Genomic DNA, 13,827 nt, shown 5'->3' with positions numbered 1-13,827 from the left:
TGCGCCCGACGTGCCGTCCCTGCGCGCCCATCTGCCCCAGATCACCTTCGCCGTGGCCATGGCAGGGGCAATGCTGAACGCCCTCAATGACGCGCTCAAGCATGACTTCCTCGGACAGGTCTTCCCCCTGTCGGTCTCGATCATCGGGCTGGTGATGCTGGCCATCCTGATCCCGCAGCTGGTGCGGGGCAAGGCCGGGCATCATTCGCATTTCGATGCGGAACTGACGGGCGATCACGTCGGCCAGCCGGGCATCGGCAACCTGTGGGGCGGCCTTGCCTGGATCGCGGGCCTCGTCGGCCTCACCGCCCTCATCGGCTTCTATGGCGCCATGCTGCTGTTCTTCCCCGTCTTCCTCATCGTCCGGGCAAGGGCAGGACTGCTGGCAACCGTCCTGATGACCGCAGGGGCCGCCGGCATCATCCTCCTCCTCGCATGGGCCCTGTCCCTCAACTTCCCGTCAGGCATGCTGCAGGACGCGATGGACCTGCCCTGGCCATTCCGCTAACCAGATCCAGACCCGCCCGCCAAAACGGGCGGGTCAACCAAGGCTTTCGGTGCTGACGCATCACGCCTTGGAAATACTCAAACGCCGCAAGGGCTTAACCAGTCTTCGGCTTCAGGAGATCATGATGGTGCGCTTGCGCTCCGTCTTCGCCCTGTCCTCAGGGGCGGGCTCTGGAAGCCGGCAGCTGCCCGCCAGACATAGCCGATGATCAATTCCGGCAGCAGCGGACATGCAGCAATAAAAACAGCCACACAGCCTTGCATCTTGCGCGGTGCGCTTGCCAGAAGCCTTTTCCGCGAAGACGGGATGCGGTTTGACGTCCGAAGCCTTGTGCAAACGGACAAGTGCCTTCTGATGGCTTTGTTTTCGTCAAACCTGCTCTAGTACAAACGATTTAAAAAACCGGCCCCGTCAAAGGTTTCAAGCGATACCCTTCCGGCATATTGCAAAACCCGCAGGATGAGATAATGCATAAACGGATCTTGTTGCCGGGATGATTTGGTTTGTCTTGTTGTGGTGAGTAAAGCCGGAGGGAGACGGCGCACCAGAACGGCCAAACGGAGAGTGTCCGGATTTATCTGCGGGTATCAGCTTGGAGGGGGGCTGCATGCTGCTGGAACGATCTGCCACGCCACCGGTGTATCCACCTGCCGTTCTGACGGCAGATGATCCGGTTCAATTTGCTCAGCTCACGCCGGAGTGGCCGGCGGAATATGTCCAGCTCTCACCCGGGCGGCTGTCCGCTTCGGTTCAGGTGCTGAACCTCAAGCATGTCCAGCTTCTGCGGGAGACCGTTGACAAGTCGCTGTTGAAGCGGGGGCTGGCGTCCTGCCGTTCACCGCTGGTCTTCGCCTTTCCCCTTGCCGCCGAAGGCATCGGCAAGGCGGGCGGGCGCGACATTCCGGCGATGGCCGGGCTGCTGGCGGACGGGAGCGGGCACCCGGATATCGTCACATCGGGTTATCTGGATCTCGCCTGTCTTGCCTTTGACGAGGACTGGTTCCGGCAGGCCTGCCTTCTGGCGGACGGAGAGGAATTGCCGGAGGCCTTGTCCCGCCACAAGACCCTGTTCATTCCCCCCGAAAAGCTCGCCCAGGTGCGCGCATTGTTCGAGACGGTTATGGGCTCCGGCCACATGCTGCCGGATGCGGCCCGCTTGCGCGCCGGGGAAGACCTGCTCCTGTCCGTTCTCGATCTTTTCACCCTGTCCGGTTTCCAGCCCGGACCGGCAAGCCGCCCGCATCTGCAGGTCACCGATGCGGCGCTGGAACTGGTGCTGGAAGGCGGGCTGGAGGCCTGTTCGGTGCTGGAACTGTGCCAGAAGCTCGGGGTCAGCCGCCGCTACATGCAGTATTGCTTCACGCGGGTCTACGGCAAGAGCGCGGTTCAGGTGCTGAAGTCGGTGCGCCTTGGGAAGGTGCGCGAGGCGCTGGTGGCCGCCCGCAAGGAGGCCCGGCGCGAGACCATCGGCGACATCGCCGCCCGCTGGGGCTTCTGGCACTGGAGCCACTTCAGCCGGGACTACAAGGCCCAATTCGGCGAATTGCCCTCCGAAACGCTGGGGAATGCCGGCGTCATGTCCTGAAGACCTGCGGTTTTTGACGAGGACGGTAACGGAGTGCCGATCTCGGATAACGGCGTTCAGCCTACTGTGTCTAGGTTTTCCTGCTTAACCGGAAAACACAGTGGGGAACAATGAAGGTTAAAGATATCGCAGGAAAGACGGTTTTGGCGGGTGCAGCGCTGCTGGCCGTTCTGTCCGGGGCTCAGGATGCGTTTGCGGTGGAGGGAGGAGCCACCATCACGCCTTTCGGCCTGTTCGACTTCGGTGCCGGCATGTCGCCGCCGCCGACACCTTACGGCGCCTTTGGCCTGCAGGTGATGCATTACACGGCCAACAAGGGCAATGACGTCTTCGGCAATGACAACGGCATCGATCTGCAGCTGGATGTCACCTCCGTCACCCTGTCCTACATCAAGATGACCGAGATGAAATTCCTGGGCGCTGCCTATGGCTTCGGTGTCGCGGTGCCGCTCATGAACCTGACGGGCTCCTTCAATGTGGGGCAGAAGGTGGCGGACAAGGATTTCCACATTGGTGATGCGGCGTTCATCCCGCTGATCCTGCAGTGGGATCTGACGAAGAACTGGTACGTGAACACCGCCTTCCAGATTCAGGCGCCGACCGGCCACTATGACGTGAACAATCCGTTCTCGGCCGGCGTCAATCACTGGACCTTTGCACCCACCGCCGGTGTGACCTACCGGACGGACAGTGGCTGGGAAGTCTCCTCGCGCATCGAAATCTCCTTCAACACGGTCAACCGCGCCACGGATTACACCAGCGGCATCGAGTACAAGCAGGAGTTTGCCGTGGGCAAGTCGCTGGGGGCATGGACGCTTGGCGTCGGCGGCTATGCCTATCAGCAGCTGACCGATGACAAGGGGCAGAATATCGTGAAAGGCAACCGCAGCCGCGCCTTCGCCGCAGGCCCTGCCATCGCCTGGTTCGAGCCGGGCCTCCCGGCGGTCAACTTCCATGCCTACAAGGAGTTTGGCACGCGGAACCGGCCGGAGGGCTACAACCTGTCCTTCCGTCTCTCGCACGCCTTCTGAGGCAGGAGGCCAGCAGTCACCTGACAGTATCAGGTTGATGACAAAGCAGGCATTCTTCTCTTTCGTCATGGTCGGGCTTGTCCCGGCCATCTGCAGACAATCGATCTGTATAGATCCTCGGCACAAGGCCGAGGATGACGATGGAGAAGCTGCAGATTTGTCAACAGCCTGCAGAACGCCGTCTTGCCGTCCCGCACAGTCCTTGAAAACAGAAACCCCGCCGCAGGCCTGAGAGCCTGCGGCGGGGTTTTGTGTCAGCCGAGCTGGGCGGTCAGCGGGTCGTAGGCGTAGACCCAGGCCGGGTCTTCCGGTTCCTTCAGCCAGGTGTTGGCGTTGGAGATGGTCTGAACTTTCGTGGCGCGGTCGCGGCGGGTGGCTTCGTAGAGGGCGAAGGCCTCGCGGTAGCCGCTGGTGCCGGTTTCCTCCAGGCACCGGGTCAGCACGGCGGCGTCCTCGATGGCCATGCAGGCGCCCTGCGCCATGTGCGGGCGCATCGGGTGGCAGGCATCGCCCAGCATGACGAGGCGGCCACGGCTCCACAGGTTCAGCGGATCACGGTTCCAGAACGGCCACTTGGTCACGGTCTCCGTGGCATCGATCAGCGCCTGCACCACCGGATGCGAGCCGCCGAAGATGGCTTCCATCTCCTCGCGGGAGCTGTCCACGAAGCTCGTCTCATGCTCCCAGCCATCCACCGGCACGCCGGTGACATAGTAATATTCGCTGCCATCGCCCTTGGTCGCATATGCCATGATGTGGCGCGAGGCTTCCCACCACCACTTGACGCAGGCCTCGAACTGGAGGCCGGAAGCGCGCAGCTTGTCCATGTTGACCAGTGCCCTGTGCCCGACCCAGCCGGAGAAGCGCGGCTTTTCCGGCCCGAGCAGCATTTCGCGGATCATGGAATTGATGCCATCGGCACCCACCACCAGCCCGGCGGCGATCTTGCGCCCGTTCTCGAAGGTCAGCAGAACATCGCTCTCGCGCTCCTCGATGGCGGTCAGCCTGTGGCCGAAATGGACCCGGTCCTGCGGCAAGGCATCGATCTGCACCGCGTGCATGTCGCCCCGGTGGATGGTGATGTAGGAGGCGCCATATTCGCGGCGGCCATAGTCGCCCAGCGGAATGCGCGAGAGATAGTCACCCGTGTTGCCATCGCGGGAGAACCAGAAATCCGGGTGCGAGCCGATGGATTCCAGCGTCTTCTCGATGCCGATGCGGCGGAAGATCTTCATCACGTTGGGGCCAATGTGAATGCCCGCGCCCAGCCGGGTGAAGACCGGCGCCTGCTCGAACGTGTGCACCGAAAACCCGGCTCCAGCCAGCAGCGCCGCCGCCGCAGCCCCGCCAAGCCCTGCACCGATGACGGCGATTTCTACCCTTTCAATTGCGTCTGTCATGGGTCTGTCCTCTCTCTGTCAGATATTTGTTTGTATACTAACAATATGGGTATGCGTTGACCTTGGTCCCGTGTGTCCGGGGTTCAGGATTGGTTACGGGGCCTACTCTGTTGGCACGGCCTCTCGTTTCCCCTCCCCCTTGAGGGGAGGGGTAAGGGGTGGGGGTCTTCACGCCGAAGCGTTGGATGACTTGCACTCTGGTCTGCATAGCGAACCTGCAACAAAAATACCCCGTGTTTTCAGCCCGTTACCCCCACCCCCTGCCCCTCCCCTCAAGGGGGAGGGGGTGGAGAGTCCATTGGAATCTCTCCCCTCTCACCATGGCGGCAGGTCCGGGGCGAAGCGGTGGCGGAGGTAGGTGGCCAGTGCCTCGCGGTTGCTGGCGGTCAGCTCTCCATGGAAGGAGGGCATGTCGCGCAAGGGGAGGCCATCGGGGGCGCGCACGCCCTCGTCCAGAACCGAGTACAGCGCATCCGGCTTTGGGGCGCGCAGGGCGGCGGAGCGGCTGAGCGGGGAGAGCGCCGCCGTGACCGTGCCGGAAATAGCCGGCTCGTGGCAGACGGCGCAGGCGCTGTCATAGATGCGGCTGCCCGGTCCGGGTGCGGGAGAAGCTTCCGTAACAGGGGCCAGCGCTGCCTTCGGATCGCCGTCCCCCAGAGAGGCGAGATAGGTGGCCATGGCGCGGATGTCGCTGTCCGGCAGGGCGGTGAGGCTGGCGGTCACTTCGGCCATGGGGCCGGAGGCGGTGGCGGCTTCCGAATGGCCGGTCCGCAGATAGGCAAAGAGCGTGTCCTCGTCCCAGCCGCGTGCAGTTGCCTGCGCCCCGGCGAGCGCGGGCGCGTACCAGCCCTTGATCATGGCACCCGTCAGCTCCGGCATTTCGGCCCCGGCCGCATTGCGCGGGGCGTGGCAAGCGGAGCAATGGCCGGCTGCTTCCACCAGATACTTGCCCCGGTTCCAAACCTCGCCTTTCGCTGGCTCGGGCATGAAGGGCCTGGCATCGTGATAGAGCAGGTTCCACACGGACAGTGCCGGGCGCAGGTTGGCCGGCGCGATCATCTGCGCCTGCGGGGTTGCCTGACTGACGGGCGCAAGCGTTTGCAGGAAGGCGTAGAGCGCCAGCATGTCCTCGCCCGACATCTTGGCGAAGGATGTGTAGGGGAAGGCCGGATAGAGATTGTGCCCATCGCGGCTGATGCCGTGGCGCATGGCCCGGTCGAAGGCCTCGAAGCTCCAGCGGCCAAGGCCGGTCTCCGGGTCCGGTGTCAGGTTGGTGCTGTAGATGGTGCCGAAAGGCGTGACCACGGGCCGCCCGCCCGCATTGGCGATGCCGCCTTCCGCCGTGTGGCAACTGGCGCAGTTGCCAAGGGCAAAGACCTGCCGTCCGCGCTCCAGCGTTTCCGCCGAGAAGGAAGCGGGAGCGGAAGGGGCGACCGGGGCAATGGGCCGGTGAAGCGGCAGGGCAACCGCGCCGAAGGTGAGCGCGCCGCTCAGCACCGTGCCAAGGCCCAGCAGCTTGCGGCGCAGGCTGTGGCTCTTCCTGCCCGGTGCAGGCGCGGGCAGGGCGGCGGCACCGTCAAAGCCATGGGCGGCAAGGGCGCTGCGCATCTTTTCCGGCGTGAAGGGCACTTCGCGCATGCGCACGCCCGTGGCATCGAAAATGGCATTGGCGATGGCGGCAGCACTTGGCACGGCGGCGCTTTCGCCCACACCCAGCGGCGGGTCTTCCGGGCGGGCGATCAGCATGGTGCTGATGTCCGGCACGGCGGGGAAGGTCTGGATCGGATAGGCTGCCCAGCTTTGCGGCGTGGGGGAAATCTCGTCGAAGGTGACTTCTTCCAGCATCACGCGGCTGGCGGTCTGCACCGCGTTGCCGTGGATCTGCTGGCGCACCCCGTCCGGGTTGATCACAAGCCCCTGATCCTGCCCGATGAAGATGCGCGTCAGGGTGACTTCGCCCGTTTGCGTGTCCACCGCCACATCCACCACCCAGGCGGCGGAGGCGGCGGCAACGCCGGGGAATGTGCCATGCACATAGGTGGCAAAGGCAAAGCCCTGCCCATAGGCCATGCGCCCCTCGCGCCGCAGGCGCGGGCCGCTGCGGGCGGACCAGCCCGCCTCTGCCGCCGTGCGCCGCACCAGTTCGGCCTGCCGGGGGTCATCGAGATGGCGCAGGCGGAAATCAACCGGATCTTCCTCCGCCTCGAAAGCCATTTCGTCGATGAAGCTTTCGTGGGCAAAGGTGTTCGGCAGGGCCGAGACGCCGCGCATCCATGCGGCGCGCACCATGGGCGCCATGTCATGCACGGTGATGCGTTTGTTCGGCACCCGGTAGGGCGGAATGATGGTGCGGTCGCCCATGTCCGAGGGGCGCGGCTCCGGGCTGACGCGCCCGGTCAGCAGCAGCGCCAGATTGGGGCCGCGGTTGGACGGGTACCAGGTGTCGATGGCATAGGCATGCAGGCTGCCCGCCTTCATGCCGCCTTGCACTTCCATCAGCTGCGCCGCGCCCTTGGGCTCCCACAGATGCTCCTGCGCCCGGGTCAGCTGCACGCGCACCGGCTGGCCGATGGCACGGGAGAGCAGCAGCGCGTCGCCGCACACATCGTCGGCGCAGTTGCGGCCATAGCAGCCGGCCGCCTGATAGCGGCGGATCTCGATGGCCTCCGGCGGCAGATCCACCAGCACGGCCAGATCACCGCGCAGCATGTGCGGGTTCTGCGTGCCGGACCAGACGACGGGCTGCCCCTCCGCCCAGTCGGCAATGGCGCAGGACGGGCCGATGGAGCCGTGCTCGTGATAGGGCCAGACATAGGTGCGCTCACGCGCCACATCGCATTCGCCAATGCCACGGGCGAAGTTGCCGGTCTGGTCCAGCGGGCGGGGCGTGGAGGGATGGTCCTTCAGCGTCTGGCGCAGGCTGGCCATGTCCGGCAGCTCCGGCGGCATGCGCCAGTGCACGGGCAGGGCCTCTGCAATCGCCTCAGCCTGATCGGCGCGCTCAGCCACTACGGCCAGAAAATCCGCATCCCGCACGAGGGCGATGAAGCCCGGCATGCCCCGCACGGCGGCTTCGTCAAAGCTGATGAGGCTGTGGCCGATGAAACTGCCGCTGTCGCGCCCGGCATAGGGCGGGCGGATGACATGGCCATGCACCATGCCGGGCACGTCCACATCGTGGATATAGGGGTGCTGGCCGCGCAGCTTTTCCGGCAGGTCCCGCCGCCCAGTCTTCCGGCCGACGATACGGTACTCCGCCGGGGCCTTGACTGCGGCGCTGCGGTCCAGCGGCAGGTCGAGGCTCAGTCCCTCCAGAAGCTGGGCATAGGTGAGGCTCTTGCCCTGCCAGTGGGCGGCGCCTGCCTCCAGCCGCAGCTCATCTGCCGGGGCGTTGAAGCGGCGGGCGGCCTCGGCGGCCAGCACCGCGCGGGCCTGCGCGGCGGCAAGGCGCAGCGGAATGGCGGCCACCTGAATGGTTTCGGAGGCAATCGTCGGCCCCTGATCCGGCGTCAGCGCCGTCTCCCCCAGCACCATGCGCACAGAGCCGAGCGGCAGATCCAGCTCTTCGGCCACGATCTGCGCCAGCGCCGTCTCGATGCCGGTGCCAAGATCCACATGGCCGTTGAAGCCGGTGGCACTGCCGTCTGCCGCAAGATGCAGATAGACGGCGCGACCATTGGGCCGGTCCTCGTGGATGATGAGGGCAGGGGCGGCGGGGCTCATGAGGCGCCTCCGCGCATGAGCTCGGCGGCGCGCTCGACGGAGGCGATGATTTCCAGATGGGTGCCGCAGCGGCACAGGTTATGCCGCAGGGCGGCCCGGATTTCCTCGCGTGAGGGGGATGGATTGTCCGCCAGAAGGGCGGTCGCGGTCATCACCATGCCATTGAGGCAATAGCCGCATTGCGCGCCCTCGCACTCCAGAAAGCCCTGCTGCACGGGGGAAAGCGCGCCGGTTTCAGCATCGGCGAGGCCTTCCAGCGTGGTGATTTCGCAACCTGCGGCGCGGGAAGCGCGCAGCACGCAGGCGCGGGCTGGCCTGCCATCCACCAGCACGGTACAAGCCCCGCACTGGGCCATGCCGCAGCCATATTTCGCCCCCGTCAGCTTCAGCTCGCTGCGCAGGATGTCGAGAAGCGTGCGGTCTTCCGGATGCGGCAGCACATGGCGTGCCCCGTTCACGGTCAGGCAGAACGTGTCAGTCATTGTACCCTCTGGATCGCTCTCTCGGGGGAGCGTTGCCGTGAGTTGAGCAAAAAATTTGTATGCATGCAAACAATTTTTTACGGGATGATACTTATTTCTGCGCAAATGATGTGCAGGGGGTAGATATGCCTAATGCGGCGCCGGAGCTGCCCGGCATCCGGGCTGACACTCATGCGAAACTGCAACCTTTGCTGCGGAACTCATGGTAAGGCAGATTCAAACAAGAAAGGCCGGCGGGGGAGACAGCGGGCAAATGGCAGCTACCGGAAATGACAAGGACAGTGAGAAGGCCTATGTGCTGGACGAGCAGGCGGGATTCCTGCTGCGCCTTGCCTATCAGCGGCATATTTCGATCTTTACCGAGCGCATGACCGGCGGGCTGACGCCGACGCAGTTTTCAACCCTGTTCCGCCTGCGCGAGGTGCGCGGGCCGGTGTCGCAGAATGCGCTGGGGCGCATGGCGGGCATGGATGCGGCGACGACAAAGGGGGTTGTCACGCGGCTGATCGCACGCGGGCTGATCCGGCTGGAAAAGGACTGCGAGGACAAGCGCCGCCATCTTCTCTCCACCACGCAGGCGGGCCGCGATCTGCTGGACGAACTCGTGCCGCAAATGCGCGCCATCACCGAGGCAACGCTGGCGCCCCTTTCGCCGGAGGAACAGGCAACCTTCCTTGCCTTGCTGAAACGGCTGATTTAATTATTCATATGAATAATATGAGCGTATGAGTCAGCAATCTTTTGCCCTCTGGCGGGGGGCTTTACACGGGGTGGCCGGTCAGGCAGCAGTTCGTTTCAAAGGCACGGCCTATCTGCTCCCCTCCCCCTTGAGGGGAGGGGTGAGGGGTGGGGGTAACGGACTGAAAACACGGGGAATTTTCATTGAAGTTGCGCTGGGTGGAGACGAGTGCCAGTCAAGCTGCGCTCCTGTGTGAAGACCCCCACCCCTACCCCCTCCCCTCAAGGGGGAGGGGAAACGAGAGGCCTTAGCCAGAGAGGCAAGACTCTGAAACTGTTCGCATTTCCGGCATCGAGGCAACGTTTGCAGCGTCTTGCTATACGATGTGTGAATCCGGTAGCCCCTCTTGAGGGGGAGAGGAGTGCTGCGGCAAGGGGAGGGCGCTTTCCTTCTCTGGCCATCCGTTGCAAACATTGCCCGCCAGTGGGCCAGACACGAGACATGAGGAAATCCGCGTGGCGGAAACCAGCAAGACATCTCCGGCAGACGCGAAGGCAAAATCAGGCGCCAGTTCGGGTTCTGGCAAGCGGGCAAAGCCGCGCGGGCCGGGGCGTCCGGCGCGGGGTGAGCAGGCCAGTGCTGCGCCGGATCTGAAGGATCAGATCCTCGATCATGCGGAGCTGGCCTTTGCCGAGGCGGGCTTTGAGGGCGCGAACCTGCGCGATATCGCGGCCCGCGCCGGGGTCAATCAGGGGCTGATCCGCTACTATTTCGGCTCCAAGGTGGACCTGTTCGACGAGTGTTTCCGCCGCCGGGGCGGGGTGCTGGCCGGGCACCGGCATGTCAATCTGGACCGGCTGCTGGAATTCACCGAAACGCCCACGGTGGAGGATGTGGTCTTTGCCTATCTGAAGCCCCAGTGGGACATGAAATATTCCGGGCCCAACGGTGCCGCTTTTGTCGCCATGCAGGCCAGGCTCCATGCCGAGCCGGAAGAACATGCGCTGCGCCTGCGCCGCGAGGTCTATGACGCCTCGGTCAAGCGCTACATCGCGGTTCTTTCCCGCATCCTGCCGCATGTGCCGAAGGATATCATCAGCGTGCGCATGGCCTTCCTCGTCGGCGCCTATCTCTTCATGCTCAACGACCTGGGCCGCATCGGCGACCTGACGGAAGGCCACCTCACGGCCTTCGGCAAGGACGAGATGCTGGACCATCTCGTCCGCTTCCTCTCCGCCGGACTGCGCGCGCCGCTGTGATTGGGAGGGGTCTCTGTCCCTCCCTTTCTTGAGCGGCAGGGTCTGCAACGGACTGTCAGTCAGGCTCCAGTTCCTCTCCCCCCTTGAGGGGGAGATGCCCCCGGCAGGGGGCAGAGGGGGGGTGTGCAGCCTGTCCATTTATGCGAGAGTTCCTGCTGTGCTGCGCCGCTGCCACCCCCCTCTGTCAGCTGGCGCTGACATCTCCCCCTCAAGGGGGGAGAGGGGCGCTGCGGCAAGGGGTAGGCGCGTTCCTCCACTGTGCGTCCGTTGTAAACACTGCCCCGCCAGGGGGAGGGGAGCGGAGAGGCCCCGCCGGAGTGATCGTCTGCGTGCACTCCTCTCGCTTTTTCACCTCTGCTGAATGATGGTGCAGCGCGATATGGCGGCACGGTGAAAAAATGGGCTTGTTATTATTCAATTGAATAATTAACGTGGCTTCCAACGAATGGAGGGAGCCACAGGCATGAAGACCTACCGTATCGGGCAGATCGTCCCGAGCTCGAATGTGACGATGGAAACGGAAATCCCGGCGCTGCTGCGCATGCGTGAGCAGATTGCGCCGGAGCGCTTCACCTTCCACTCCTCCCGCATGCGCATGAAGCATGTGACCAAGGAAGAGCTGGCGGCGATGGATGCGGACAGCGACCGTTGCGCGCTGGAGCTTTCCGACGCCCGCGTTGACGTGATGGGTTACGCCTGCCTCGTGGCGATCATGGCCATGGGCCTTGGCTATCACTGCCAGAGCCAGACCCGCCTGCATGGGGTGACGGTCGAGAACGGCAATGCCGCGCCGGTTGTCACCTCTGCCGGGGCGCTGGTTGAGGGTCTGCGGGCCATCGGCGCGAAGAAAATCGCGCTGGTTGCGCCTTACATGAAGCCGCTGACGGAGCTGGTCGTTGCCTATATCCGCAATGAAGGCATCGAGGTGAGCGACTGGCGGGCGCTGGAAATTCCGGACAATCTGGCCGTTGCCGCCCATGACCCGATGAACCTGCCGGGCATCCTCAAGGGCATGAAGACTGATGACGTGGATGCGGTGGTTCTGTCCGCCTGCGTGCAGATGCCCTCGCTGCCGGCCGTGCCCATGGCGGAAGCCATCACTGGCAAGCCGGTGCTGACGGCGGCCATCGCCACCACATGGCAGATGCTGAAAGCGCTGGATCTCGACACCCGCGTTCCCGGCGGCGGCACACTGCTGTCCGGCGCATATTGAGGGGGCGGGTGATGGCACGCGGCTACAACGTTCACGCCAATGGCATCCGCCAGCATCTGGTGCATCACGCGGGCAACGGGCCTTCGCTGCTGCTCATTCCGGGCATCACCTCGCCGGCGGTGACCTGGGGTTTCGTGGCCGAGCGCCTGACCGGGGCCTTCGACGTGCATGTGCTGGACGTGCGCGGCCGTGGCCTGAGTGAAGCAGGCGCGCTCGACTATTCGCTCGACGCCATGGCGGAAGATGCCATTGCGGTGGCGGAAGCTGCCGGTCTCGGCAAGCCGGTGGTGCTGGGCCATTCCATGGGCGCCCGCACCGCCATCCGCGCCGCCCGCAAGGCGCCGGAGGCCTTCTCCGGCCTGGTGCTGGTGGACCCGCCGGTCTCCGGCCCGGGACGGCGGGCTTATCCTTCGGCCTGGAACTGGTATGAGGATTCCATCCTCATGGCGCAGAAGGGCTGCTCGGGCGAGGACATGCGCCGCTTCTGCCCCACCTGGACGGACGAGCAGAATGCGCTGCGGGCCGAGTGGCTGCACACCTGCCAGCTCGACGCAATCCGCACCGCCTATGACGGCTTCCACACGGACGACATCCACGCCGACCTGCCGCATCTGCGCCTTCCCATGCGCCTTGTGGTGGCAGGCGGAGCTGCGGTGATCGGCAAGGAGGATATCGCGGAGATCTGCCAGCTTTCGCCGGGCATCGAGGTGATGATCGTCGAAAAGGCCGGGCACATGATCCCCTGGGATGATCTGGAGGGCTTCCTCTCCGCCGTCATGGATTTCCGGGCGTAAGCCCCAAAAGAACAAGAGGACACAGCACATGGACCACGCCAGCTTTACCGAGATCTGCCTGCATCAGCTGAAGATGTCGGGCGTGCATGAGGGCGAGAAGCTCATCGTCCTGACGCAGGGCAGTGACCGGCTTGATTATGCCGATGCCTTCATGGCCGCAGGCCAGCGTCTTGGCGCGCTGATGTATCACATGCGCCTGCCCGCACCGCTGCCGATGAGCGGCTGGAACGTCGGCGTCACCGGCCTTGCCGCCATGCCCGACGCGGTGGAAGCGCTGAAGGCCTGTGACATGCTGATCGACTGCGTGTTCCTGCTGTTCTCGCCCGAGCAGATGGCCATTCAGGCCGCCGGCACGCGCATTCTCACCGCCGTGGAGCCGCCGGAGCTGCTGGCGCGCATGCTGCCGACGAAGGAAATCCGCGAGAAGGTGGAAATCGCCGGGGAAATGCTGGCCAAGGCGAAAGTCATGCGCATCACCTCGCCCCATGGCACGGATGTGACCTACAAGCTGAACACCTATCCCACGGTGACGGAATATGCCTGCACCGACGAGCCGGGCCGCTGGGACCACTGGCCCTCGGGCTTCGTCTTCACGGGCGGGGATGATGACGGTGTGGACGGGCAGATCGTGGTGGCGCCGGGCGACATCTTGCTGCCGCAGAACATCTATGTGCGCGAGCCGATCATCTACACCATCGAAAAGGGCTTCGTGCGCGACATTCGCGGCGGCCTCGATGCGGAGCTGGTGAAGTCCTACATGGACGCCTTCAACGATCCGCGCGGCATGGGCATGAGCCATGTGGGCTGGGGCATGAACCCCCATGCCAAGTGGCACAACATGGTGCCGGGCGCCTTCCCCGGCGGCATGGGCATGGAGCCGCGCAGCTTCTACGGCAACGTCATGTTCTCCACCGGCCCGAACAACGAGCTGGGCGGACCAAACGACACCGCCTGCCACCTCGACATCCCGATGCGCGGCTGCTCGCTGTTCCTTGATGACGAGCCGGTGGTGATCGATGGCGACATCGTCGTGAAGGACATCCAGATGGCGCGGGGCTGAAATGGGCTCCAACTCCTCTCCCCCCTTGAGGGGGAGATGCCCCCGGCAGGGGGCAGAGGGGGGTAACGGACTGTCCGCTTGTGAGAGAGGTCC

At 64.5% G+C, this 13,827-nt stretch carries 10 protein-coding genes and 1 pseudogene; 8 read left to right on the top strand and 3 right to left on the bottom strand.

What is annotated here, in order from left to right; genetic code table 11:
• From V6L75_RS16100 to V6L75_RS16090, 3 genes and pseudogenes are all read left to right on the top strand, one after another.
• Positions 1-508 (top strand): annotated as a pseudogene (locus tag V6L75_RS16100) (tripartite tricarboxylate transporter permease); the annotation flags it as partial.
• 607 nt (positions 509-1,115) lie between these two features.
• Positions 1,116-2,093 carry a helix-turn-helix domain-containing protein gene (locus V6L75_RS16095; protein ID WP_334252504.1) on the top strand — a complete coding sequence of 326 codons (978 nt, stop codon included), beginning with the start codon at positions 1,116-1,118 and terminating at the stop codon, positions 2,091-2,093.
• Between the two features lie 110 nt (positions 2,094-2,203).
• Complete coding sequence (locus V6L75_RS16090; RefSeq protein ID WP_334252503.1) at positions 2,204-3,124, top strand: SphA family protein; 921 nt, start codon at positions 2,204-2,206, stop codon at positions 3,122-3,124.
• Between the two features lie 254 nt (positions 3,125-3,378).
• On the opposite strand, the gene V6L75_RS16085 is transcribed toward V6L75_RS16090, so the two are convergent.
• The 3 genes from V6L75_RS16085 to V6L75_RS16075 all read right to left on the bottom strand — a co-directional run bounded on the left by V6L75_RS16085 (position 3,379) and on the right by V6L75_RS16075 (position 8,729).
• Complete coding sequence (locus V6L75_RS16085) at positions 3,379-4,524, bottom strand: FAD-dependent monooxygenase (protein WP_334252502.1); 1,146 nt, start codon at positions 4,522-4,524, stop codon at positions 3,379-3,381.
• Positions 4,525-4,839: 315 nt separating this feature from the next.
• Positions 4,840-8,247, bottom strand: a complete 3,408-nt coding sequence (locus V6L75_RS16080) for a molybdopterin cofactor-binding domain-containing protein (protein ID WP_334252501.1) — start codon at positions 8,245-8,247, stop codon at positions 4,840-4,842.
• Entirely contained in the window at positions 8,244-8,729 is a 486-nt protein-coding gene (locus tag V6L75_RS16075; RefSeq protein WP_334252500.1) for a (2Fe-2S)-binding protein, read from the bottom strand. The genes V6L75_RS16080 and V6L75_RS16075 overlap by 4 nt, the downstream gene beginning before the upstream one ends.
• Before the next feature lie 253 nt (positions 8,730-8,982).
• Here V6L75_RS16075 and V6L75_RS16070 point away from each other — a divergent pair, with 253 nt between their 5' ends.
• The 5 genes from V6L75_RS16070 (at position 8,983) to V6L75_RS16050 (ending at position 13,734) form a co-directional block, all read left to right on the top strand.
• Positions 8,983-9,429 (top strand): MarR family winged helix-turn-helix transcriptional regulator, encoded by a 447-nt coding sequence (locus V6L75_RS16070; protein ID WP_334252499.1) that lies wholly within the window; start codon positions 8,983-8,985, stop codon positions 9,427-9,429.
• Positions 9,430-9,923: 494 nt separating this feature from the next.
• Positions 9,924-10,667 carry a TetR/AcrR family transcriptional regulator gene (locus V6L75_RS16065; RefSeq protein ID WP_334252498.1) on the top strand — a complete coding sequence of 248 codons (744 nt, stop codon included), beginning with the start codon at positions 9,924-9,926 and terminating at the stop codon, positions 10,665-10,667.
• 463 nt (positions 10,668-11,130) lie between these two features.
• A complete protein-coding gene (locus tag V6L75_RS16060) occupies positions 11,131-11,880 on the top strand; it encodes a maleate cis-trans isomerase family protein (protein WP_484555973.1) in 750 nt (249 codons plus the stop codon).
• 11 nt (positions 11,881-11,891) lie between these two features.
• Positions 11,892-12,674, top strand: a complete 783-nt coding sequence (locus V6L75_RS16055) for an alpha/beta fold hydrolase (protein ID WP_334252497.1) — start codon at positions 11,892-11,894, stop codon at positions 12,672-12,674.
• A 28-nt stretch (positions 12,675-12,702) separates the two neighbouring features.
• On the top strand, positions 12,703-13,734 hold the full coding sequence (locus V6L75_RS16050) for a 2,5-dihydroxypyridine 5,6-dioxygenase NicX family protein (protein WP_019965512.1): 1,032 nt from the start codon (positions 12,703-12,705) through the stop codon (positions 13,732-13,734).
• Positions 13,735-13,827: the final 93 nt, after the last annotated feature.

The organism is Pannonibacter anstelovis, assembly GCF_036881715.1.
Taxonomy (GTDB): Bacteria; Pseudomonadota; Alphaproteobacteria; order Rhizobiales; family Stappiaceae; genus Pannonibacter; species Pannonibacter anstelovis.
Note: the sequence above shows the minus strand (reverse complement) of the source record. Positions and strands in the feature narration are given on the sequence as shown.

Bases quoted from the DNA above. Each gene is read 5' to 3' on its own strand.
- V6L75_RS16095 (WP_334252504.1), top strand. From the start codon at position 1,116: ATGCTGCTGGAACGATCTGCCACGCCACCGGTGTATCCACCTGCCGTT.
- V6L75_RS16090 (WP_334252503.1), top strand. From the start codon at position 2,204: ATGAAGGTTAAAGATATCGCAGGAAAGACGGTTTTGGCGGGTGCAGCG.
- V6L75_RS16085 (WP_334252502.1), bottom strand. From the start codon at position 4,524: ATGACAGACGCAATTGAAAGGGTAGAAATCGCCGTCATCGGTGCAGGG.
- V6L75_RS16080 (WP_334252501.1), bottom strand. From the start codon at position 8,247: ATGAGCCCCGCCGCCCCTGCCCTCATCATCCACGAGGACCGGCCCAAT.
- V6L75_RS16075 (WP_334252500.1), bottom strand. From the start codon at position 8,729: ATGACTGACACGTTCTGCCTGACCGTGAACGGGGCACGCCATGTGCTG.
- V6L75_RS16070 (WP_334252499.1), top strand. From the start codon at position 8,983: ATGGCAGCTACCGGAAATGACAAGGACAGTGAGAAGGCCTATGTGCTG.
- V6L75_RS16060 (WP_484555973.1), top strand. From the start codon at position 11,131: ATGAAGACCTACCGTATCGGGCAGATCGTCCCGAGCTCGAATGTGACG.
- V6L75_RS16055 (WP_334252497.1), top strand. From the start codon at position 11,892: ATGGCACGCGGCTACAACGTTCACGCCAATGGCATCCGCCAGCATCTG.
- V6L75_RS16050 (WP_019965512.1), top strand. From the start codon at position 12,703: ATGGACCACGCCAGCTTTACCGAGATCTGCCTGCATCAGCTGAAGATG.